Source organism: Faecalibacterium hattorii, from assembly GCF_003287455.1.
GTDB classification, from domain to species: Bacteria; Bacillota; Clostridia; order Oscillospirales; family Ruminococcaceae; genus Faecalibacterium; species Faecalibacterium hattorii.
In genome coordinates this window covers 1-21433 of record NZ_PRLC01000026.1, presented here as the reverse complement: position 1 = coordinate 21433, position 21433 = coordinate 1, and the positions used below count along the sequence as shown (strand labels likewise).

Sequence of the window (21433 nt, the reverse complement as noted above, 5' to 3'; positions counted from 1 at the left end):
GGTTTCTGAAAGTTCTTTGTAAAGTAGGAAGGACCCTCCTTGATGTTCAATGCGTAGCAGATTGCAACTAGTTGATAAATGCTAGGAGTGGTATAGCCCGTCTCCCTTAATTAAAGATATTGTTGGGTAAAAAAGAAAGGTCAGTCGATTTTGCCGATGAAGCGGTAGTAGATTTCTACTTCCTGCTCACGGCTTCCGTCCTCGCCCTTGACAGCTTCGTGGACGGTTATTTTTTCAATTAGAGTGTTCAGAAGTTCGGCGGTCAGCTCCACAGGGTTGACATACTGTTTCATCAGGGCAATCCACTTTTCAGCATCCGCTGCGGTCTGTACGGCGGCTTCCATCGTTTCGTGAAGCTGTCTTATTTTTGTTTCAAGCTCCTTTTGCTCGTTCTGGTACTTCTCGGACAGCATATTGAAGTTATACTCGGTTATGCGTCCGGCAGACCAGTCCTCATACATTTTAGCAAACAGCCCGTCAACCTCGGCTTTACGCTTCTCTGCCTTTTTCAGCTCCGCAGCCTGCTTTTTCTTCGCAGAGTTTCTTTCCCTGTCGCTGGCATTGAGCAGGCGTTTCAGCAGCTTGTCCTCGTCTTTCTGTGCCAGCATAGACCAGTATTGCAGTCTTGCAAGCACATAGGCATACAGTACATCATAGCGGATATAGTGCATGGAACACTGGCGTAATCCCTGCCCGTTCTTGCTGCAATGGTAGTACCCGTATGGGTTCTTATTCTGCTTGTTTTCCCCATAGGCTAAAGACCATCCGCAGTCTGCACATTTTATCAATCCTGCGAAAATCTGTGTCGTACCGTTTCTGCGTTTCCTGCGTCTGCTTGCAATCAGCTCCTGAACTTTTTGGAACACTTCTTCAGAAATGATGGCTTCGTGGGTATTTTCCACACGATACCATTCTTCCTGCGGCTTCCGCACCTTTTTCTTGTTCTTGAATGAAATGTTGCTCTGCTTGTTGTGAATGCTGTGACCGATGTAGGTTTCCTCTTTCAAAATGCTCTTGACCTGTGCTATCGTCCACGCATAGGCTTTTTCTGCGGGCGCACCGGCGTAGATATTGGCGAAAGTCCCGTATCTTTCATAGTTCAGCCAGCCGGGGGTAGGTACTTTTTCCTCCACCAGAATCCGTGTAATGCTGGCGGCTCCACGCCCGTGTACAGCAAGGTCAAAAATCTTCTCTACAATCCAGCGTGTTTCCGGGTCGATCAGAAGATGACCTTTTTTGTCCGGGTCTTTTACATAGCCCAGCGGTGCATAGGCTCCATAGTGTGCGCCATTGGCAAATCTTGTGTGCATGGCAGCCTTGACCTTTTTGCTGGTCTGTCGGGCGTGCATTTCATTCAGGATGTTTAAGAACGGTGCAAGCTCGCTTTCTCCGTTGATGGTGTCCACATTGTCATTGATGGCAATGTAGCGTACTCCCTTGCTGGGGAAATAGATTTCCGTGTACTGACCGGTCAGGATATAGTTTCTTCCCAGACGGGATAAGTCCTTTGTGACAACGCAGTTGATTTTCCCGTCTTCGATGTCATCAATCATCCTTTGGAAACTTGGACGCTCGAAATTTGTCCCACTCCATCCGTCGTCAATGTACTCGTCTACAACGGTCAGCCCATGCTCTGCGGCATACTGTCTAAGCATCATGCGCTGGGTCTGGATACTGCCGCTTTCCCCCTGTAATTCATCGTCACGGCTCAATCTCAAATATAGTGCAGTGTTATAAATCGTTGTATTGTATGGTTGTTTCACGGTTAAAAATCCTCCTTCTAAAAGAAACAACCCACGCTTATACAATACTCGCTGGTACAAGTATATCATAAGCGTGGGCTGATTGACAGTCGTTATTCCGTATTTTTTCAGGAAGCGGCGGCAGCGTGCTGGATCACATCTTCCAGCAGGCTGTCAAGCGGCTTCCCATCCTGTGCGAAATGCTCCGATACCTTGATACGGACTTTCCCCATGACAAAATACTGGGTGCCGTCTTTTTCGGTAAGCAGGGTGCCGCTGTTTTTGTTATTGCTCTCGTTTTTGCTTTTTGCCATAGGCAGTTACCTCCATAAATGAAATATGCCCGACAAGGGAATGTCAGACAGGTGTACAGCCGCAGACTGTCTCCGTGTCAACCAAACCGTGTCAACCGGCAGAAAAGACTTTGAAAACAATCCATAGGCGCTCTATTATTACTTTTTACTTTTTCTTTGATTTCTTGGTTGACATGGTTGACAAAGGAGAGAAATGCCCCAAATATCAGGCTTTTCCCCGTCAACCGGCTGTCAACCAAAGCGTCAACCAAACTGTCAACCGGTGGCTTTTCAGAATGGAAGTTCCATTTGCCGGGCTTCTTCTTCCGTGATTTCCTGAAAACCGTCCCCCTCCGGCGGAGCTTGGTTGACACGCTCCCAGCCTTTTTGAGAACCGTATTTCTTATACCGCTTCGGGCTTTTGTAGGCTACCCAGCCCTGTATGATGCCGCCCGCAATGCCGGTATTCATAATCTCGCAGATTGCCCGTGTCTCCCAGTCTGCCGGGGAATTTAAGTTCCCCAGCGCTTCCTCATAAAGCTGCTTGGAACATACCCTGTCGCCGGTGTAGTCCTCCAAATAGGCGTAGATCATGCCGGCCTGTGTGTCTTCCTGCATAAAGTCCTGCTGGTGGGCGTTCAGGTATCGGTTCATTTCCATGCTGAATGACAGCTTATACTTCCCACTGCGATAAACCGTCATGGCTTCCGCCCACATCTGTTCGATATACGCCCTCGCCGCCGCTTCATCGTCCAGTATGTGAACCTCCGCCCGTTCCGGGTACACCGTCACGGGGAGAAAGCGCCGGTTGCCGGTGCGGTCACGGGGCAAAAAGTCCTGCCGGTTGGTCGTCCCTCCAAATACACATTGCCGCAGCCGGTCTGCCGGATGTGTCTCATACGGCACTTTGTAGGTTTCTTTCTGGCGGCTTAAGAATGACTTGATTTCCTCAATACTCTTGGCGTTGGCTGTGGCAATCATCTCCGACATCTCGATAATCCAATGCCCTTGCAGCTTGCGGTACACATTTTCATCGTCCAGCTTTTTCAAATCGTCTGAAAACCATTCGTCCCTGCCTGCCAGCAGCCGGAAAAAGGTAGATTTCCCGGCTCCCTGACCACCAACCAGACAGAGCATGACCTCAAACTTGCTCCCCGGTCTGAATACCCGCCGGATGGCTCCCATCAGGAACAGTTTCAAGGCTTCATAGGTGTATTCGTCCGTATCGGCTCCCAGAAAGTGATGCAGGGCGTAACGGATGCGCTCTGTGCCGTCCCATTGCAGGCTGTTCAGGTAATCCCTGACTGGATGGTAGCGGTTTTCATTGGCAACAATCTTGATGGCGCTCTGCACCTTTTTCTCGCTGGTAAGCCCGTAATTTTCTTCCAGATACAAAAGCAGGTAGTTCATGTCCATGTCGGTCAGCGTGGTACTGGTGCGCTCCCAGCCCAGCGGCTTCACAATGTCAATCTGCTCCGTCAAAAGGTTCAGACGCAGCGCCCCGCGAAACAGAGGGTCACGCTGGAACACCGTCAGGCAGTTTCGGATGCTGTTCTTCACGCCGCCTTTCTGCGTCCCCTCTAATGTTTCCCGGATTTCTGCCGGTGTCTGCGCCGGTTCCATTGTGTCCATCGTCCTTTTGACCGCTTCCTGCGTTTCCGGCGGCAAGCTCTGAAATTCGCTGTTCAAGCCGCAACACCTCCTTTCCCTGTGCGGCGATCAATGCCGCTTTTTCTTCTATTTCTCCGTATAACAAAATATCCAAAAGGTATTCTGTGTAGCTTATCCTCTGCAACGCTTCCACAAAAAGAGGATGCCAGATGGCATCCTGCGGCTGTGGGGCGTGTGCTGTTTTCCAATGCTCCAGCAGGCGCAGATAATCGCATAGCACCCGGAAACAATACCGTTCCGTTTCCTGAAATCTCTGCTCCGCTGATTTTTGTCGGGGCTGTGACCTGTTGTGACGTTTCCTATCTGGCGGCGCATTGCCGGATTTCTCATAGGAAACGCCGAAGTCCTCCGCAAGCCTGACCGCAGCTTCCCGTTTCCCCAATCCATGCAGCAAAGCGGCAAAGTCGATCACATCCCCGGAAGCCCCGCAGCCGAAGCAGTAAAAGCGGCTGTCCACTTTCATGCTGGGCGTGCGGTCATTGTGGAATGGACAGCAGACCATGCCGTTTCTCCCCACCCGGATTCCATAGAATGAAGCAGCCTGCCGGGTGGTAACAGACTGTTTCACCGCTTCAAATACATTCAAATGCTCCCTCCATAAAAATACTGGTAGCGGTAAAGCTGCCGGTTATATCATAGCTCCATCTCATGTTTCTTTCTCTGTACTGCCTGTGGCTGCTCCCTCCGGCGCAGTGCGGTATCTACGGCGTTCTGCACCTGCCGTAGCCGTATGACTTCCTCCCGGAGTGGCTTGTGCTGCGGAGACAGTTCGGCATACTCTGTTTTTAACTGTGCGTATTCCTGTTTCCATGCTTTCAGGGCAATGGGTTTTCCGTCCAGTTTTTCTTTCAAAATACGGCGGGCGGCATAAAACAGCCGTAACTCCGCATCGTGGGATGTTTCAAATTTCTCCCTCTGTTTCTTAAACTTGATATTGTTCAATTCCGTATGAACAGGTTTTAGCCGCTGGTAATTCTCGCCCTCCCGTATCAATTCCTGCAATTCCTTTATCCGGGCAGATTTCTTTTTCATGGAGTCGCTTAACGCTTCAAATTCTTCGTTGACAGAGGAAAGACGCTCCTGCAAATCCTCTAATGTGAGCAGCTTGTTTTCCGTCAGATAATTGACGGCTTCGGCAAACTGCTTTAAGTTTCCGGTTCTGGCTTTATTGCTCCATGCCCCTGCGTTGCGCTGGTTGTAATAAGCGATCAACAGGTCGGCAAGGCTCGGTGTCTGCGGTTTGGAAAGTTCTTCTTTTACCTCTGCCATCCAGACAAACAGGGCTTTGATCTTCTTCCTCACATCCTGCATGAGCCGGTTGGTGGCTTTAATCCAGCGGTTCAGTTCCCCTTTCTCGGTGCGGATGCCCTTTGCTTCCATCTGCCGGACATTAGCTCCCTCGTGGACAGTAGGTATCAGGTCAAGCCCCTGCCGCACATAGGAACGGTGGTCGATACGCACATCCAGCCCTTTTTCCTCAAATTTTGTATTAACGGCAGCCGCCCACTGCTCCCGCCAGTGTTCCAGCGTTTCCGGCTCATGCCAGTCTGTTGTATGGACAGCGTTAAACATATAATCGCCGTTTTTATCCCGGATTCGGTTTCCATCTTCATCAAGAAGATATTCCCGACGCTGTTTTTGTCCCCATGTGCCATCCGGGTTCAAAGGGCGCATGGTTGTCATCACATGAAAATGCGGGTTAGGGATGCCGCCGTCCTCTTTCTCCGGGCTGTGAAAAGCAAGGTCGGCAATCATGCCTTTTGTCACAAACTGCTCCTGTACGAACTTCCTCGCCAGCTCCATGTTTTCTTCCAGCGTCAATTCATTCTGCATGGCAATATCAAAGGAATAGGCAAGCTGTGCTTTTGGATGTTTCTCGCAGTTCTCCACAGCATTCCAGAGGGTCGCCCGGTCAAGATATATTTCCGGCGCATGGGGCGGCAGCATGATTTCCGAAGCGATCACGCCGCCCTTTTTGGTGTAGTCGCTGACTTCTCCATAGTAGCTGCTGTAAAGACGCTCCCCGGCTCGATAGGCTGCGCTGGCAATGGCGCTCTGACCGGCGCTGCGCTTGATCTGTGCGATTGAAAAATGATAAAGTGCTATCCTTAGTCACCGCCTTTCTCCTGCCCGGAAATACGGGCGTGGTTCTCTGTGGCAGACCGGATGAAATGCTCCGCCTGCGGCAGATTCAAAATGCTTTCCATGAGGGAATAAAATTCCGCTTCGGATAGCTCCTTTGTCTGTGGTGCAATGCTCTCAATAGCTGCCCCACGGGTAATCAGCCGGTGCGTCCTCTGTTTCCGGGAACCGCTTTCCAGATACGCCTGCCGGTTTTTCAAACGCTGCATTTTCCGTTTTTCCTGTTCCAGCAGGACAGTGGTTTTTTCATATTCCTGCTTCAACTGTTCCAAAGATTTTTCCATGTTCTCACATCCTTTGCTGATAAGATAAAGAAAGACCATCCGCAGACAGTCCGTGTGTCAGTGCTTCTATAAAACCCGATGAAAAGGGAAAACCGCAGAGCGGATTTCTCTTTGCGGCGGGTACACAGGGGATAGCCGCTTTAGCGGCGCAAGGGGGTGTAGCCACCTTGTCGGAGCGAAGCGAACGCAGACCTCGGATTGCTGATTTTATCAGCGGCAGAGGTAAGCTCCGCAGGACGCACGATACATGGTCTTTAGACTATGTATAGAAGTGCGCCCTTAGTTCCTAAGGGATTTTGCCGTTTCCGGCAGTCTTGTCCTTTTTCTTGGAACGCTTGGAAAGATACTTCGGGCAGTCAACCACAACCGCCCGGAAGCTCTGTTTACATTCGTGCTGGCATTTCCGGCACAGTTCGTTGTAAGTGATACGGCTGCGGTCATTTAAGAAGAAAGACCATTCCAACCGCCGCTTGTTACTCATTCTTGCCATAACCGGCTCCTTTCTCCGTTTCTATCTGATGTACGCAGATAGGCTGTTTTGATGTAGCGTCTCGGTATCATTTTTAAGTTTTTTTCCCTCTGTATGCCCCTTTGGAAAGTGCGGCAGTATTGCAAGTCAGGGAATGATACCTCACGCTTATTTGTCGCTTCCCGGTACGGTTTCGGAGCCTTTTGCCATCCATTCAAAGAAAGCAATTTTGCTGACCTTGATAAGTCTGCCCCTGCGGAACGCTGGAAAGCCGGGTGTGTGTACCAGCTCATAGGCGCTCGCTCTTGAAATTCCCATAATCCGCTGAATGTCCGCCACATCCAGAACCAGCGGTAAATCCTCGTAGCTGTTCAATCTCTTTTTATCGTTCATTCTGTTCCTCCCATAAATCAAATAGGTTAAAATGCTTCCTGTTGCCGTTCTCCCCAAAAGCCGTTTTCCTGCCCCATTCCTGCGGTGTTTCCCTGCATTGGTGCGCCGAATGCGTCACTTCTCCTGCCGGTCATATCCCTTTTGGACGGTCATTCACTTGTCAAGGTACTGTGCGGTACGAAATTACCAACCGCAATCATCATAGCGTACTATCCTTGACAAAACAATGATTCTGCGATACCATGAGTGTAACGGATATAACTGAATTATATAATTACCATAAACAAAGGCAGGGGATAGGGATGGAGAATCAGTTTATACGGCATGAGCCATGTTTTGAGAGGATTTTGTTTGTCCTGACGCTGGACAGGAAGAAAATGAAAGAGCGGATTTTGATTGGGGAAGAACAGCAGATCCGCTTCCGTCTGAACGGGAGCCAAAACGCAGAGGTGCTTTGTGATATGACACGCCCACTGGGAACTTTTTTGATAAACTTTGAGCGTGACACGGACAGAGACTGGAACTTATACGGGCTTTCTCCGCTGCGGCAAGCTCTCCACTCCAACCGATGGAAACAGCCGGAGCTGGAGCAGGCGGCAAGCGAATTTCTTTGGGAGAAATATCTTAGCAACGACCCTCTGAAAATGTATGTGGCGTTCCGTATCTGGAACAGCTATCTGCTTGCCAGAGAACCCCGTGACCGTAACGCTGCCTGTGACCGCTTCATGGATAAAATGAGCAGACTGACCGGGGTATTCCAAAACGAAACCATGAGCTTTGACAGGGAGACAGGAAAACCGAAACAATTTCAAGCTGGCAGCCTTTATTTCAAAGGCGCACCGTCAGAAGATACCCGGCTTGACCTCTGGTTCCCGGACAACCGGCGCACAGAAGAATGTGTGTCTGCCTATGCGTCCCTCTACCCGTTGATTACCTATTATCTGAACAGGCTGAATGACTGGGGGCTTTGCTTCCGGCGGTGCAAGGTCTGTGGAAAATATTTTCTGGCAAAGAGCCAGCGGTATGAGCTGTGCAGCGACAAGTGCCGAAAAGCACAGGCGCTTCAAAACAAGCGGGAATTTGACGAGAGGTCAAGAGAAAATAACTATGACCTGCTTTATAAAAATGAATGCCAGAACTGGCGCAACAAAATAAACCGGGTAAAAAATACCGCAGGCTTTCCGGCTGACCGTCTGGAAAAAATACAGGCTTCCTTTTCCGACTTTAAGAAAGAAGCCTTACAGAGAAAAAAGGCTGTAAAAACAGGAACGGCCAGCCCGAAAGAATTTACGGACTGGCTGTATCAGCAGAGTAATGTAATTGTTGAGCTGACCGAGATATGAAAAACTTTCTATCGTCAATTTCGCATTATTGCAATAACAGATTGCTTCTTCCATGAATGGTAATATTATCATCAAACTTTTGGAAGAACTATAAATGTCCGAGGTGCCTTTGATTTCGACAAAAAAACAGGCTGAATTGTTACAAAGATCGGACATTTCAAAAATTTTTTGAGAAATGGCGAAAAAAGCGGGGCAGCACACGCCGCCCCGCCGATCCCATACGGTTATTCCATCGCCCGCATTTGTTCAATCAGGGATTGCTTTTTCTGTCTGCGGATTGTCCATACAGACAAGATCAGTTCCATTCCGAACAATACCAGAATGAACAGTCCCATTTCCAAAACCGGGAATTTGTAAGGCACTACATTTCCGGCAAAAGCTCCTATACTCATTTTTCTGCAAGCAAAGATGGAAGCCGGAAGCCCAACGATCAGCGTCGCCAATGTTGCAAAGAGCGCATAGCACAGCCCCTCACAGATGTTCATTTTACATAGCTGTTTTTGTGTTAGGCCGATAGAACGCAGAATACTGTTTTCCTGCTTTCGGGCTATCTGGTTAGAGAGTGTCGTATTGATAAGGTTGATAACGCCAAAGAGAAATACCAACCATGAAAGTATCTCCATACTGCCAAACGCAAAAGAATTTGTCATTTCTTCATATTCAATCACTGTATTGATTTCATCTAAGGCAATATTACTATGGCTGGCAACAATATTTTTCAATTCAGCTCCCACATAGTCCGTTTTTTTAGCGTCATTTACAATGCTCCATGAATAGTCAAAAGAGGTGATTTCCGGGTGCAGTTCGTGGAACAACGCTTCTGGTGCAAAAAGAGTTGCCCCATCTAAGTGCATCCTGCCATGTCCTGAATATACCTTTGCAGGAGCGTATAACCCCGATATGGTAACAGAAACGGATGGCTGTTCTTCTCCCAAAGAAATCTCAACCGTTGAACCAACACCCATATCCTCATTCTGCTTTAGCACATTATAGTCAATTACAATACTACGGGAATCTGTTGGCATGGTTCCCTCTGTCAGAGCCGCTTCAACTGCCGCATAATTCTGGTCGGTCAGCATATCGCACATACCACCAGCTTGATGAATCTCTGTTTTATAAGTTGCATGGAGAGATTGCCTGCTTGGAATTATATCTGTAACGCCATCAATAGATAAGATTTTCTGCTTTAATTCCTCATTCAATGGATTTCCCGCTGCCATAACTTTTTCGCTTGCCACTTCGGAATGCAAATAAATTTTATAGTCGCCGTCCGGGAAAAACTGTCTTGCAAGCGCCTCTGGAGAACGCAGCAAAACAATGGAGGATACCACAAGCAGAATAATTCCGCCCAAACTCAATGAGGCTACAATAGCAACGGTCTTTTTTCGGTCACGCTTAAAATTCGCAATTCCCATTGAAACAGGATTGAGCTTGATATTCTTTTTCCGGCTGCGGATATTCTTTTGCGCTGGGGTAAAACGGACGGCTTCAATCGGGGAAATCCCTGCCGCAATTTTTACCGGCTTACGGATGGAAACAGATACCATGATCCAACTGCTTATGAGTGTCAAAATAACCGTTGCCACATAGGAAACAGCGTTAAAACCCTTAGAAAACAGGAGAAAACCGCCACATATGCCCAACACTGTACCAATCACAATCCCGATACTGCCGAGTTTGCGTCCCTCCCGCTTTACAATCCGCTTGATTTGCTTTGGCGTTGCACCAATCGTCCGAAGCTGCCCGTAGCTCTGGATTTTGTCATTGATGGAGATACGGAAGATACTCTGGATCACAATATAGCCGCCGATCAGAACAACGGCAATCACGCCAGCCATTAGTGCAAAATCAAAGGATTTAGAGGCATAAGCAAAATACTTGCTGTTCATTTTTGGCATGGAAAGCTGATATTCCTCTGCAATCTCCCTGCAATAAGAGGTCATCAGTTCTTCGTCCAACTTGACGCTGTTTTTGAAATGAGCATAGGCGCGATAGCCAGCCGGGTCAAATCCTTTCCATTCTGTCAGGGCAGCGTTGGAAAGAATGATAGCGCAGGTATTCGCTTCTTTTTCATTTACGCTGTCCATAATGCCGGTAACGACATAATCACCATGAAAGCTCTCGGTGTCTAAGGTCACAGTGTCCCCAATCTTGGCATTGTTTCCATAGGTGGAAAGAAAGTATTCGCTTACGACAACTTCATTTGCTTTTTCAGGAACCCGGCCCTCTAACAGATTCATTTGCGCCTTGGCAATCTCCATCATTTGCGCGTCGCAATACACATAGGACGCATGATAGCCCTGTTCCGAAAGTTCCTCACCCAGCATATAGTAGCCGCCCACGCGCTCAAACTCCGGCACTCCTTTCAGGGTTTCAATGTCGTTTTCCTCTACGCCCATCCAAACCGCCTCATAAGTATCGACAACCTGATTGCGCTGCATTTGTGTCAGGGAAGTAGACACAATTCCCGTAAAGCAGATCAGAAACGCCGCCAGCGCAACAGCGATCACCACCATCAGATTCCGGCGCTTCTCGCTTTGCAAACTTTTCTTTGCCAGCTTCTTTGTAATAGCGCTGGTATCATTTTCAAAAGGCCATGTCATAGCCTGCCACCTCCTTATTCCACAATCTTTCCGTCCTCAATGCGGACAATCCGATCTGCAAGGCGGGCAATATCGTTGTTGTGGGTAATCATCACGACAGTTTGCCGGAACTCCGCACTGGTACGCTTGATAAGCCCCAGCACCTCGGCGCTGGTCTTACTGTCAAGGTTGCCGGTCGGCTCGTCGGCCAGCACAATAGCCGGTTTGGTAATCAAGGCGCGGGCAATCGCCACACGCTGCTGCTGGCCGCCGGAAAGATTATTCGGCATATTTTTCAGTTTATCTTCCAGCCCCAGCAGGTGAACAATCTCGTCCAAAAACTTCTGATCCACCGTGTCCCCGTCCAGCTCCACCGGCAGGACGATGTTCTCATACACATTCAGGATAGGAACAAGGTTATAGTTCTGGAAGATAAAGCCGATGTTGCGGCGGCGGAAGATGGTAAGCTGTTCGTCGTTCATTTTCGACAGTTCTTTGTCCCGGACAATCACATTGCCGGAAGTAGGGGTGTCCAGCCCGCCCATCATGTGAAGCAGGGTGGACTTGCCGCTGCCGGAGGTTCCCACAACGGCCACAAATTCGCCGTCATTTACAGAGAAGTTCACGCCGTCAAGGGCGCGGGTGATATTCGGCTTTGTGCCGTAATACTTTTTCAGATCAATCGTCTGCAAAACGCTCATACTCAAAACTCCTTTCAAGGCTTTCTGCCTGTTGATAAGGTCATTGTAAAACCCAAATGTCCGCGAAATGTTACAGCGGCCAAAAAATTTCATTGAAAATCTGGGGTGAAATGTTACAACGCTCGGACATTTCCGCCGAAAAACTGCCACTGGCAGCTTTATCGGCACACTGTTGCGAAAAGACTTACGGCGGGCAGCCGAGAATGACCGTCCGCCGCATTCTATTTTGTCGGCAGCATAATGGAAAATTCTGAACCCTTGCCCGGCTCCGAAACCACTTTGATATAGCCGCCTTGCCGCGTTACGATCTCGCGGGCCAGATACAGGCCAATGCCCACGCCCTGCTGTTCGTGTACTTCTTCCTCACGATAGAAGCGCCGGAAGATGGCAGCCTGATTGCTTTCGGAAATGCCCTTGCCGGTGTCGGTCACTTTGACCTCCACATACATTTCCCACAGCACCACTGACACGGCGATTTTCCCGCCTGCCGGGGTGTACTTCACTGCATTGTCCAGCAGGTTAAAGAGGGCTTCGGATGTCCACTTGCTGTCATGGAAAACGGTCAAATCCTCCGGGCAGTCCACGGACACAGCGATTTCCTTTTTCTCCGCTGCATACACAATCCCACTCATGGCCTGCGCCACGGTATCAAAGAGGCGACCCGGTTTCTTATCCAACTGGATCACGCCCGTTTCCAGCCGTGAGGTTTTCACAAGGGCCTGAAAGAGAAAGTCCAGCTTATCCGTCTGGCTGCGGATTCCCCGGATAAAGTCGGTGCGCTCCGCCTCGGTCATGGGCTTTTCCAGCAGGGTGTCCGTCGCCATTTTCAGATTGCTTACCGGCGTTTTCACCTGATGGGAAATATCCGATACAAGGGTCTGTAACTCCTGCCGTTCCTCGTCCACCCGGCGGCGGTTCTCCTGCATGATCTGGTAAAGCCTTGCCAGCCGGTGTCCGATTCTGGCAAGCTGGGTTTCGCTGTCCTCTGGCCGCTGGGGCGCTTCATTCCCGGCGATCATGTGGTCTAAGGTCTGGCACAGGTCAGCGGTAAACTGCGACAGCCGCTTTCCAAACGCCTGCGTCAGTACAAAAATCCCCACAAGGGCGCACAGCAGCAGCGTCCCGCCTGTCAGCAGCACCGCAATCTGTTTTGTCACAAGAAACAGGGCTATGGTGATCCCGGACATGGAGAGGACAAGCTCCATTGCCACCCGGCCAAACAGCCGCTTTACCGAGAGGTTTTGAAACTTCATTTTACCTCGCCTCCCGTCCATTGATACCCCATGCCGTAAACGGTCTTGATGTAGGGTGCGCCGCCGTCGGCTTCAATCTTGCTGCGAATACGGCTGATGGAGGTTGTCAGGGTGTGTTCGTCCACAAACCGCTCGTCTATATCCCACAGCTTTTCCAAAAGCTGCCCACGGGTCAGCACTTGCCGGGGATTTTTACGAAACAGGTTCAGCATTTTGTACTCCATCGGGGATAGAGTCAGGGGCTTGCCGTTTAAGGAAGCCGTCTGCTCCGAGAAGTCCAGAAACAACCGCCCGTCGTCGTAAATGTCCTTGGCCGGTTTGTGGTGTTCCAGCATGGCGAACATGGCTTTGATTTTTCGCTGCAAGGCCCCGATCACAAAGGGCTTTGTGATGTAGTCCACCGCGCCCACCTCATAGCCCCGTATCTGGTCGCTCTCCTGATCGTTGGCGGTCAGGAATATTACGATGGTGTCCGGGTGCTGGGGCTTTATCAGCTTGCACAGTTCAAAACCGTTCCCGTCCGGCAGGTTGATGTCCAGCAGCACTAAATCAAATTCCCGCTGGCGGATGGCTTCGGCTGCGGTTCTGGCATTTAGGGCAGAAGTCACGCCGTAGCCGTCTGCGGTCAGGTTATAGTCTAACATCTTATTCAAAAAACTGTCGTCCTCGACAATTAAAATCTGCTCCATATTCTCACTTCCTTTGCTTTTTGCAGATAGTATAACAGGCAAATGTCCGAGAATTGTTACAAGGACAAATATATTTATCATTTTACAGCTTTTTTATGTGTACTGCAATTTTATAAAAGAAAGGACAGCAGTATCATCAAATTGCTGTCCTTGCGGTTTATTATAGCTGGTAGTGTATAAGCGTGGGTTCATCATATTTGGTGTGGTATCTTTAACTATGGGAAACTCCTTTTTCCCATTTGCTGATTCCTTTATCACTGACATCGACGCCATAGTGACGGAGAAGTTCAGAGAAAGCTACAAGTGAATGTAGACCCGATGGGAAAGCGGATTCGGCCCGATTTCCTGAGCCAGCATTTCCCAGATTTTCTGGTAGCACACCAGATGAAGCGTATCCGCTTTCACGATCTGCGCCATAGTTGTGCCAGTCTGCTCTATGCCAATGGCGTGAGCCTGAAGGAGATTCAGGAGTGGCTTGGTCACAGCGACATCAGCACAACAAGCAACATTTATACACATTTGGATTTTTCCAGCAAGGTATCCTCGGCGAATGCAATCGTCAATATCTTCCCAGAAAACACCAAAGTATAAGAAACTGAGTAGAAAAAGAAAAACAGCCTAAAATCTTTTGATTTCAAGCTGCTTTTTAGTGCCGATGGTGGAGACTCCCGTGGGCTAAGCAACAGCCCGCGGTGCTGATTGCTGGCGGTCTGCGAGCCGCTGCCCTGTTTGACCCGCCTCAACGCAGAATAGCAAAAAAACCCCAGCTAAAGCTGAGGGTCCTTCGTTATGCCGGTGGTGGGGGTCTCCCGCGCACTGAGCAACAGCCCGCAGGGCTGATTGCTCCCCTGCTGTGCAGGGTCGTGCTGTTCGACCCGCTCACACGCCGCAGATAAAAAGGAAGCCCCCCCAGACAAGCTGGAGGGCTTCCTTTTTATGCCGGTGGTGGGGGTCGAACCCACACGTGTTATTAGCACAAGGGATTTTGAGTTTTTGTCCTCATCTTCCATCTGGTGTCATCCAGTGATATTTAGTGATATCTGGTTCCCACTGTGCAAAGGCAAAATTCACGCCTCAACGAACAATAATTTGGAATATCCACGATTTTTCGATGCGTTTTCCCCCTACTCTGTTTTTTCGGTTTGGACCGCCCAAAAGGAAATTGGAGGGATGTTCAGGAGGGATGCAGGGCAAAACGCTCCTCTGCTTAGGCACAAAACGAAAGGAAAGTCAAGGATAATGAATCAAAATCAAGCAAAAGAGTATTATAAAAAATTATTTGTGAACTATCCTGATGTGCTGTCTGTCGAAGAAGCAACAACTTTACTCGGTTTCAAAAGCCAGACTGCCATCATCAGAAGAATCCATCAACATAGAATTCGCTGCCTGAAAGTCGGACGATCTTTCATGATTCCGAAAGAATATCTCATCGACTATCTTTTGGATAGCTAAATTATACAGCCATTATATTACATAGCGCACCACTTTTCAATAAGAAAAGAGTGCGCTTTTTATTTTCAAACGAAAGGCGGTCGATTTTTTGAACACAAGCTGGAGCAAAACGTTGAAAAAGCCACATGACCCTTGACTACTTTTACGGACAAGCCGGAGAGCTGTTCTCCTTCTACCGCATTCCAAAGGCTCTTTTTCAGGAGCAGCGATTTCAAAATCTGTCCACGGATGCCAAAACCCTGTACGGCATCCTGCTGGATCGCATGAGTCTGTCTGTGAAAAACGGCTGGCTGGACGAGCGGAACCGGGTGTTCATCATCTTCACGATAGAGGATGTCAAGAGGGCATTGTGTTGCGCAGACAACAAAGCGACCAAGCTGCTCCGGGAACTTGAAAAGTTTGGTCTGATTGAACGAAAACGCAGAGGTCTGGGAAAGCCAAGTTTGGTATATGTGAAGAACTTTTCAGCAGAATCGTCAAAATCAATATTCCAGAATCGTGATTTTCACGATTCTGGAGGCTTCAAAAACGCAAGTCAAGACCCTTCAAAATCACGATGTAATAAGACTAAAGAGAATGATACTGAACTGAGTGAGACTGATCCTTTCTATTCTGAAGAATCGGATGGGATGAGCAAACGCACCCAACTGGAAGAATATTTTTCTCAGTCTTTGGAGGTGGAACTCCTGCTCCGGCTCTGCCCGGATGATGAGGACACCATCTATCAGATCGTAGATTTGCTGGTGGACACCTGTGCCACCAACCGTAAACTGCTGCGCATTGCCGGGGACGATAAGCCCGCCGAGGTGGTACGCAGCCGGTTTATGAAGCTGAACGCCGACCATATCCGTTTTGTGCTGAAGTGCCTTGCAGAGAACAGCAGCCCGATCCGAAACATGAAACAGTATCTGCTTGCTTCTCTGTACAACGCACCCACCACGATGCAGCTTTCCTATCAAAGCCAAACCAATCACGATTTAGCGATGCGGAGGTGATAAAAATTTCAAAGAAAGCAACCACAATTGCCATCGTCAACCAGAAAGGCGGCACAGGCAAGACCACTACCTGTGAAAACTTAGGCATCGGACTGGCAATGGAAGGCAAGAAAGTTCTGTTGGTGGACGCTGACCCGCAGGGCAGCTTGACCATCAGCATGGGCTGGCAGCAGCCCGATGAACTGCCCACTACCCTTTCCACCCTGATGGCAAAAGCCATGAACGACCAGAGCATTCCGCCCGGCGAAGGTATCCTGCACCATGCGGAGGGCGTTGACCTGATTCCGGCAAACATTGAACTGGCAGGGCGGGAAGTTTCCCTTGTCAACTGCATGAACCGGGAGAAGATGCTGAAACAGGTGCTGGAAGGGGCAAAGCATGAATACGATTTCATTCTGCTGGACTGCACTCCTTCCCTTGGGATGCTGACCGTCAATGCCTTGGCAGCGGCGGACACCACCCTGATTCCTGTGCAGGCGCAGTACCTGTCTGCGAAGGGCTTGGAACAGCTTTTGCAGACGGTGCAGAAAGTCCGGCGGCAGATCAATCCGAAGCTGAAAATCGAGGGTATTCTGCTGACCATGACCGACAGCCGCACCAACTACGGAAAGCAGATCAGCAATCTGATCCGGCAGGCATACGGAAAGCACCTGAAGGTGTTTGAACAGACCATTCCCCGCTCCGTCCGTGCGGCAGAAACCAGTGCGGCAGGCAAAAGCATCTTTGCCTATGACCCAAAGGGCAAGGTGGCAGAGGCCTACAAATCTCTTGCAAAGGAGGTGCTGGCGGATGCCGATCGACAGCGGAAACTTAGCTCTGAAAGGGCTAGATGATCTCTTTTCCACCGAGGAAAACCGACAGGAGGAACAGCGGGAGCAGGTACAGCAGATTTCCATTGACGACCTGCACCCCTTCACCAACCACCCTTTCAAGGTGCTGGATGATGAAGCCATGACCCGGACGGTGGAGAGCATCGCACAGTACGGTGTGCTGGCTCCGCTGATTGCCCGCCCCCGCCCGGACGGTGACGGCTATGAGATCATCTCCGGGCACCGCCGCCAGTATGCGGCTAAACTTGCCGGGCTGGACACGCTGCCGGTTATCGTGCGGCAGATGTCGGACGATGCTGCTGTGATATTGATGGTGGACAGCAATCTCCAACGTGAACACATCCTGCCCAGTGAGAGGGCTTTTGCCTACAAAATGAAGCTGGACGCAATAAAAAATCAAGGTGCTAGGTCAGATTTAACTTCTACGCAAGTTGCGCAGAAGTTGTCCGTCGAAAAAGTTGGCGATGATGCTGGGGTAAGTAAAGATACTATTCGCCGTTTCATCCGCTTGACAAACCTTGTCCCGGAACTGCTGGACATGGTAGACGAAAAGAAGATCTCCTTCAATCCCGCTGTGGAACTGTCCTATCTGGACGAAAGCCAACAGCGGGCTTTTTTAGAAGCCATGGATGGTACCCAAAATGCCCCATCTGTATCGCAGGCTCAGCAACTAAAGAAGATGGCGCAGTGTGGTGAGTTCACCTATGAAAAGGCGTTTGATATTTTGGGGCAAGAAAAGAAGAGTGAGCAGGACACCGTAACTATCAAAAACGACATCCTGCGAAAATACTTTCCACGCAGCTATACGCCTCGGCAAATGGAAGAAAAAATTATTCAACTTCTGGATGCGTGGCAGAGAAAACAGCAGCGTCACAACGAACGCTGACCCGTAACGCAAGACCCGATGGGGTCTTTTTTGTTTGCAAAAATTTGGAGGTAACGCCTATGAACAACACGATTCCTTTTCACTCCGCAACTCACGCCCCGCAGATCACGGTGGATGTGAACATCCTGACCATGCTGAAGCAGGCGGCATCCTGTTTGACCGAGGCAGCAGGTAAGGATGTGTACCTTGCCGCCATCGGTCCCGACATGGAGCTGACCATTATCATGGAGGAGGATGCCCCTTTCGTTCTGCCTTGTTTTGACGAGGACGATGCCCTGATTTTCGTGAAGGGTGCGCCGCTGTTTATCAGCTACAATCCGGCGCAGGTCCTCAAGCTGGCAGGCAAGCGGTATCTGACCGGCCCGGTCATTTTCTACCGCACCGATGGGCACAGCACCATCGTATCCCTGACGGTGGAGGATATTTATCGCTTTCAGACCTATCTGGAAAGTCACAGCACCACCCTGATGGCAGATGGTCAGAAGCTGACCTGCATCTGCATCGACTGAGGTGTGCTATGCTGAACTTTTTTATCGGTTTCGCTTTTTTTGAAGCGGGTGCTATTTTCGGCTTCTTCGCGGCAGCTTTGATGCAGGCGGCACGGAGCGGCGAAATCGGGCTGAACAGAAAGGAGGATTCGCATGGCTGAAAACACCTTGTCGGTGCTGAAAATTGCGTCGGGACAGTATCCGCAGCAGGTCGAGATTGATAACGACCTGAAGGCTTTGCAGCAGGCGGTGGGCGGCACGATTGCTGCTGTTTACCCCTTTGCAGACCCGGTGGCTATCATCTGCAATGACGATGGCAAGCTCATGGGACTGCCCCTGAACCGTGCCCTTCGGGATGAAAACGGAGAAATGTATGATGCCGTTGCCGGAGACTTTCTGGTGGTGGGTTTGGGCGAGGAGGATTTTGCATCCCTGACCCCGGAACTGGCGCAGAAGTACGAGCAGCTTTTTCATCAGCCAGAAGCCTTTCTGAAACTGGGCAACCGTCTGCTGGTGCTGCCGGTGCCTGATGAACCTCCCGCAGAAAAGCCCCGCACCAAGCCTCCGGCAGAGTATGACCGCTAAAATCACCCTGCTGCACGGGAGGTGATGGCAGTGCAGGAAGAAATCGAACAGAAGTCATTCAACATTATGATCTCCACCACAAAGCTGTCCGCCCGGACTGTCCTCCGGGCGGTAAAAGCGGCGTTTCGGCTGTACCAGTCCAAAGCATCCCAAGGCAAGCAGAGCGTCCGCACCCTATTGCGGCAAAACCGGGGTGTGTCCAGCGTGGAGATCAGCAAGACCGGCATCCGTGGTCTGGAACGCTATGCCAAAAAGTACGGCATCGACTACGCTATCCGCAAGGACAGCTCTGAGGTGCCGCCCCGGTATCTGGTCTTTTTCAAAGCCCCGGACGCAGAAGCCTTCAATTCAGCTTTCAAAGAATATTCGGCATCTCTGCTGAATAAGGACAAACGCCCCTCGGTACTGGCACGGTTGCAGGAACTGGTGCAGGCGGCGGCAGAACTCCCCGGAAAAGTCCGGCACAAGGAACAGGAGCGTGGACTGTGACCACGAAAAAGCTGACAAAGCTGCTGGCACTGTATCTGCCCTATATTTTGCTGGGACTGGTGGCAACCAACTTTGGTGAAGCATGGCGGCTTTCCGAGGGCAAAGAGCTGGGCGATAAGATCATGTCCATGATGGGTACTGTTCCGTTGGCATTTGCGAATCCTCTGCCCAGCCTGCACCCTCTGGACTTGCTGGTGGGCTTGTGCTGCGGTGCAGGGTTACGGCTGGCGGTCTATTTCCGTGGCAAAAACGCCAAGAAGTACCGCCACGGCATGGAGTACGGCTCTGCCCGGTGGGGCACCGCCAAGGATATTGAGCCGTTCATGGCACCCAAGTTTGCCGATAACATCATCCTGACCAAAACAGAACGGCTGATGATGAGCAACCGCCCGCCTGACCCCAAGAACGCCCGGAATAAAAACGTGCTAGTTGTGGGCGGCTCCGGCAGCGGCAAGACCCGGTTTTGGCTCAAGCCCAACCTTTTACAATGTCACAGTTCCTATGTGGTTACTGACCCGAAAGGAACTATCGTGCTTGAATGTGGCAACGCGATGTTGAAAAACGGCTACAAGGTCAGGATTCTGAACACCATCAACTTCAAAAAGTCCATGCACTATAACCCCTTTGCCTATGTTCACAGCGAAAAGGACATTCTGAAACTCGTTACGACCCTGATGACCAACACCAAGGGTGAAGGGTCCGGCGGGGACCCATTCTGGGAAAAATCGGAGCGTCTTTTGCTCACCGCCCTGATTGCCTATCTGCATTATGAAGCCCCGGTGGAGGAGCAAAACTTCGCTACTCTGCTGGAAATGCTGAACACCATGCAGGTACTGGAGGACGATGAGGAATACCAGAACCCGGTGGACTTGCTGTTTGAGGAACTGGGCAAGAAAAAGCCCAATTCCTTCGCAGTGCGCCAGTACAAGCTCTACAAATTAGCTGCCGGCAAAACGGCAAAATCCATCCTGATTTCCTGCGGTGCTAGGCTCGCGCCCTTCGACATCCAAGAGTTGCGGGACCTTACCATGTACGATGAACTGCAACTGGACACGCTGGGCGATAAGAAAACGGCGTTGTTCCTCATCATGTCGGACACGGATTCCACCTTTAACTTCCTCATCAGCATGGTCTACACCCAGCTTTTCAATCTGCTTTGCGATAAAGCAGATGATGTGTACGGCGGCAAGCTACCCATCCATGTGCGGTGCCTGATCGACGAGTGCGCCAACATCGGGCAGATCCCCAATCTGGAAAAGCTGGTGGCGACCATCCGCAGCCGTGAAATCTCTGCCTGCCTTGTTTTGCAGGCGAGAAGCCAGTTGAAAGCCATCTACAAGGACAACGCAGATACCATTGTGGGCAACATGGACAGCCAAATATTTCTGGGCGGCAGCGAGCCGACCACCCTGAAAGACCTGTCTGAAATGCTGGGCAAAGAAACGATTGATGCGTTCAACACCTCGGACACCCGTGGCAACAGCCCCAGCTATGGCACCACGTTCCAGAAGATGGGGCACGAATTATTGAGCCGGGACGAGCTGGCGGTGCTGGACGGCGGCAAGTGCCTCTTGCAACTGCGGGGTGTACGCCCGTTTTTGAGCGACAAGTACGACCTGACCCAACACCCTAACTACAAGCTGACCTCGGACTACGACCCCAAAAACATCTTCGATATTGAAAAGTATCTGAACCGAAAAACAAAAATCAATCCCAATGATGAATTTGTTGTGATTGATGCTGATTCGCTCCCGCCTGCCTGACCCGGTAGGCGGTTTTATTTTATCCAGACCAGAGAGGTACACCGGCAAGCTCACTCTCGCCGCAGTTTGCGGCTTTAATATGTAACTTCAGGTGTGTACGGACGGTCTACAACTTTCATTTATAAAGGAGAAACGACTATGGAATTCTTTAACTCTGCTATCGAAGTTCTTCAGACTCTGGTTGTTGCCCTCGGTGCCGGTCTCGGCGTGTGGGGTGCTATCAATCTGCTGGAGGGCTATGGTAACGACAACCGTGCGATGCGTTCCTGACTGAAAAGGTCAGGCACAAGTTGAAGGACTAAAGAAGTCCAGAATCTTGGAGAACTGATATTTCGATGGATGAAATGAGGGAGTAACGTCCCGAAGCGTCCACACTGATACTC

General features: G+C 50.2%; 22 protein-coding genes and 2 pseudogenes. 12 read left to right on the top strand and 12 right to left on the bottom strand.

Going from position 1 to position 21433, the window contains the following annotated elements; translation table 11 throughout:
- Positions 1–140: 140 nt before the first annotated feature.
- The 8 genes from C4N23_RS13305 to C4N23_RS13270 all read right to left on the bottom strand — a co-directional run bounded on the left by C4N23_RS13305 (position 141) and on the right by C4N23_RS13270 (position 6994).
- Positions 141–1832, bottom strand: a complete 1692-nt coding sequence (locus tag C4N23_RS13305) for a recombinase family protein (RefSeq protein WP_005936058.1) — start codon at positions 1830–1832, stop codon at positions 141–143.
- Between the two features lie 38 nt (positions 1833–1870).
- Positions 1871–2056: a hypothetical protein gene (locus C4N23_RS13300; RefSeq protein WP_004849804.1), complete on the bottom strand. Its 186-nt coding sequence runs from the start codon at positions 2054–2056 to the stop codon at positions 1871–1873.
- Positions 2057–2326: 270 nt separating this feature from the next.
- Entirely contained in the window at positions 2327–3667 is a 1341-nt protein-coding gene (locus C4N23_RS13295) for a virulence-associated E family protein (RefSeq protein ID WP_009321442.1), read from the bottom strand.
- The gene (locus tag C4N23_RS13290; protein ID WP_014079457.1) at positions 3552–4292 is read right to left on the bottom strand and encodes a CHC2 zinc finger domain-containing protein; all 741 of its coding nucleotides are present in this window, start codon (positions 4290–4292) and stop codon (positions 3552–3554) included. Before C4N23_RS13290 ends, C4N23_RS13295 begins: the two co-directional genes overlap by 116 nt.
- A 47-nt stretch (positions 4293–4339) precedes the next feature.
- A complete protein-coding gene (gene mobQ, locus C4N23_RS13285) occupies positions 4340–5812 on the bottom strand; it encodes a MobQ family relaxase (protein WP_074104019.1) in 1473 nt (490 codons plus the stop codon).
- 2 nt (positions 5813–5814) lie between these two features.
- The gene (locus tag C4N23_RS13280; protein ID WP_008816380.1) at positions 5815–6132 is read right to left on the bottom strand and encodes a DUF3847 domain-containing protein; all 318 of its coding nucleotides are present in this window, start codon (positions 6130–6132) and stop codon (positions 5815–5817) included.
- A gap of 286 nt (positions 6133–6418) precedes the next feature.
- The gene (locus tag C4N23_RS14420) at positions 6419–6622 is read right to left on the bottom strand and encodes a hypothetical protein (RefSeq protein ID WP_004614949.1); all 204 of its coding nucleotides are present in this window, start codon (positions 6620–6622) and stop codon (positions 6419–6421) included.
- Positions 6623–6769: 147 nt separating this feature from the next.
- The gene (locus tag C4N23_RS13270) at positions 6770–6994 is read right to left on the bottom strand and encodes a helix-turn-helix domain-containing protein (protein ID WP_005362423.1); all 225 of its coding nucleotides are present in this window, start codon (positions 6992–6994) and stop codon (positions 6770–6772) included.
- 302 nt (positions 6995–7296) lie between these two features.
- On the opposite strand from C4N23_RS13270, the gene C4N23_RS13265 reads away from it, so the two are divergent.
- Positions 7297–8337: a DUF6076 domain-containing protein gene (locus tag C4N23_RS13265; RefSeq protein ID WP_008816376.1), complete on the top strand. Its 1041-nt coding sequence runs from the start codon at positions 7297–7299 to the stop codon at positions 8335–8337.
- A 224-nt stretch (positions 8338–8561) separates the two neighbouring features.
- On the opposite strand, the gene C4N23_RS13255 is transcribed toward C4N23_RS13265, so the two are convergent.
- The 4 genes from C4N23_RS13255 to C4N23_RS13240 all read right to left on the bottom strand — a co-directional run bounded on the left by C4N23_RS13255 (position 8562) and on the right by C4N23_RS13240 (position 13562).
- Complete coding sequence (locus C4N23_RS13255; RefSeq protein WP_112146592.1) at positions 8562–10940, bottom strand: ABC transporter permease; 2379 nt, start codon at positions 10938–10940, stop codon at positions 8562–8564.
- 14 nt (positions 10941–10954) lie between these two features.
- Positions 10955–11620, bottom strand: a complete 666-nt coding sequence (locus tag C4N23_RS13250) for an ABC transporter ATP-binding protein (protein WP_112146590.1) — start codon at positions 11618–11620, stop codon at positions 10955–10957.
- Between the two features lie 221 nt (positions 11621–11841).
- Positions 11842–12873 (bottom strand): sensor histidine kinase, encoded by a 1032-nt coding sequence (locus tag C4N23_RS13245; protein ID WP_005936000.1) that lies wholly within the window; start codon positions 12871–12873, stop codon positions 11842–11844.
- Positions 12870–13562 (bottom strand): response regulator transcription factor, encoded by a 693-nt coding sequence (locus tag C4N23_RS13240; protein WP_015533258.1) that lies wholly within the window; start codon positions 13560–13562, stop codon positions 12870–12872. Before C4N23_RS13240 ends, C4N23_RS13245 begins: the two co-directional genes overlap by 4 nt.
- A gap of 303 nt (positions 13563–13865) precedes the next feature.
- Here C4N23_RS13240 and C4N23_RS13235 point away from each other — a divergent pair.
- The 11 genes and pseudogenes from C4N23_RS13235 to C4N23_RS13190 all read left to right on the top strand — a co-directional run.
- A pseudogene (locus C4N23_RS13235) lies at positions 13866–14153 on the top strand (tyrosine-type recombinase/integrase); the annotation flags it as partial.
- Between the two features lie 498 nt (positions 14154–14651).
- Positions 14652–15014, top strand: coding sequence for a helix-turn-helix domain-containing protein (locus C4N23_RS13230; RefSeq protein WP_181567134.1), 363 nt, complete (start codon positions 14652–14654; stop codon positions 15012–15014).
- 125 nt (positions 15015–15139) lie between these two features.
- Positions 15140–16009 (top strand): DUF6017 domain-containing protein, encoded by an 870-nt coding sequence (locus C4N23_RS13225; protein ID WP_112146584.1) that lies wholly within the window; start codon positions 15140–15142, stop codon positions 16007–16009.
- Positions 16009–16842 (top strand): ParA family protein, encoded by an 834-nt coding sequence (locus C4N23_RS13220; protein WP_112146596.1) that lies wholly within the window; start codon positions 16009–16011, stop codon positions 16840–16842. The genes C4N23_RS13225 and C4N23_RS13220 overlap by 1 nt, the downstream gene beginning before the upstream one ends.
- Positions 16799–17725: a ParB/RepB/Spo0J family partition protein gene (locus C4N23_RS13215; protein WP_112146582.1), complete on the top strand. Its 927-nt coding sequence runs from the start codon at positions 16799–16801 to the stop codon at positions 17723–17725. Before C4N23_RS13220 ends, C4N23_RS13215 begins: the two co-directional genes overlap by 44 nt.
- Positions 17726–17784: 59 nt before the next feature.
- Positions 17785–18234, top strand: coding sequence for a hypothetical protein (locus C4N23_RS13210; RefSeq protein WP_112146580.1), 450 nt, complete (start codon positions 17785–17787; stop codon positions 18232–18234).
- Between the two features lie 8 nt (positions 18235–18242).
- The gene (locus C4N23_RS14365; RefSeq protein ID WP_280953133.1) at positions 18243–18374 is read left to right on the top strand and encodes a hypothetical protein; all 132 of its coding nucleotides are present in this window, start codon (positions 18243–18245) and stop codon (positions 18372–18374) included.
- Positions 18367–18798, top strand: a complete 432-nt coding sequence (locus tag C4N23_RS13205; protein ID WP_425349599.1) for a DUF3846 domain-containing protein — start codon at positions 18367–18369, stop codon at positions 18796–18798. The genes C4N23_RS14365 and C4N23_RS13205 overlap by 8 nt, the downstream gene beginning before the upstream one ends.
- Before the next feature lie 24 nt (positions 18799–18822).
- A complete protein-coding gene (locus C4N23_RS13200; protein WP_112146576.1) occupies positions 18823–19287 on the top strand; it encodes a PcfB family protein in 465 nt (154 codons plus the stop codon).
- Positions 19284–21050, top strand: coding sequence for a VirD4-like conjugal transfer protein, CD1115 family (locus C4N23_RS13195; RefSeq protein WP_112146575.1), 1767 nt, complete (start codon positions 19284–19286; stop codon positions 21048–21050). Before C4N23_RS13200 ends, C4N23_RS13195 begins: the two co-directional genes overlap by 4 nt.
- Positions 21051–21188: 138 nt before the next feature.
- Positions 21189–21317 (top strand): annotated as a pseudogene (locus C4N23_RS13190) (Maff2 family mobile element protein); the annotation flags it as partial.
- Positions 21318–21433 lie beyond the last annotated feature (116 nt).

What these genes read in the sequence shown, in the direction of transcription:
- C4N23_RS13305 (WP_005936058.1), bottom strand. Translation starts at nt 1,832, where the DNA reads ATGATATACTTGTACCAGCGAGTATTGTATAAGCGTGGGTTGTTTCTT.
- C4N23_RS13300 (WP_004849804.1), bottom strand. Translation starts at nt 2,056, where the DNA reads ATGGCAAAAAGCAAAAACGAGAGCAATAACAAAAACAGCGGCACCCTG.
- C4N23_RS13295 (WP_009321442.1), bottom strand. Translation starts at nt 3,667, where the DNA reads ATGGACACAATGGAACCGGCGCAGACACCGGCAGAAATCCGGGAAACA.
- C4N23_RS13280 (WP_008816380.1), bottom strand. Translation starts at nt 6,132, where the DNA reads ATGGAAAAATCTTTGGAACAGTTGAAGCAGGAATATGAAAAAACCACT.
- C4N23_RS14420 (WP_004614949.1), bottom strand. Translation starts at nt 6,622, where the DNA reads ATGGCAAGAATGAGTAACAAGCGGCGGTTGGAATGGTCTTTCTTCTTA.
- C4N23_RS13270 (WP_005362423.1), bottom strand. Translation starts at nt 6,994, where the DNA reads ATGAACGATAAAAAGAGATTGAACAGCTACGAGGATTTACCGCTGGTT.
- C4N23_RS13265 (WP_008816376.1), top strand. Translation starts at nt 7,297, where the DNA reads ATGGAGAATCAGTTTATACGGCATGAGCCATGTTTTGAGAGGATTTTG.
- C4N23_RS13255 (WP_112146592.1), bottom strand. Translation starts at nt 10,940, where the DNA reads ATGACATGGCCTTTTGAAAATGATACCAGCGCTATTACAAAGAAGCTG.
- C4N23_RS13250 (WP_112146590.1), bottom strand. Translation starts at nt 11,620, where the DNA reads ATGAGCGTTTTGCAGACGATTGATCTGAAAAAGTATTACGGCACAAAG.
- C4N23_RS13245 (WP_005936000.1), bottom strand. Translation starts at nt 12,873, where the DNA reads ATGAAGTTTCAAAACCTCTCGGTAAAGCGGCTGTTTGGCCGGGTGGCA.
- C4N23_RS13240 (WP_015533258.1), bottom strand. Translation starts at nt 13,562, where the DNA reads ATGGAGCAGATTTTAATTGTCGAGGACGACAGTTTTTTGAATAAGATG.
- C4N23_RS13225 (WP_112146584.1), top strand. Translation starts at nt 15,140, where the DNA reads ATGACCCTTGACTACTTTTACGGACAAGCCGGAGAGCTGTTCTCCTTC.
- C4N23_RS13215 (WP_112146582.1), top strand. Translation starts at nt 16,799, where the DNA reads ATGCCGATCGACAGCGGAAACTTAGCTCTGAAAGGGCTAGATGATCTC.
- C4N23_RS13210 (WP_112146580.1), top strand. Translation starts at nt 17,785, where the DNA reads ATGAACAACACGATTCCTTTTCACTCCGCAACTCACGCCCCGCAGATC.
- C4N23_RS14365 (WP_280953133.1), top strand. Translation starts at nt 18,243, where the DNA reads ATGCTGAACTTTTTTATCGGTTTCGCTTTTTTTGAAGCGGGTGCTATT.
- C4N23_RS13205 (WP_425349599.1), top strand. Translation starts at nt 18,367, where the DNA reads ATGGCTGAAAACACCTTGTCGGTGCTGAAAATTGCGTCGGGACAGTAT.
- C4N23_RS13200 (WP_112146576.1), top strand. Translation starts at nt 18,823, where the DNA reads ATGGCAGTGCAGGAAGAAATCGAACAGAAGTCATTCAACATTATGATC.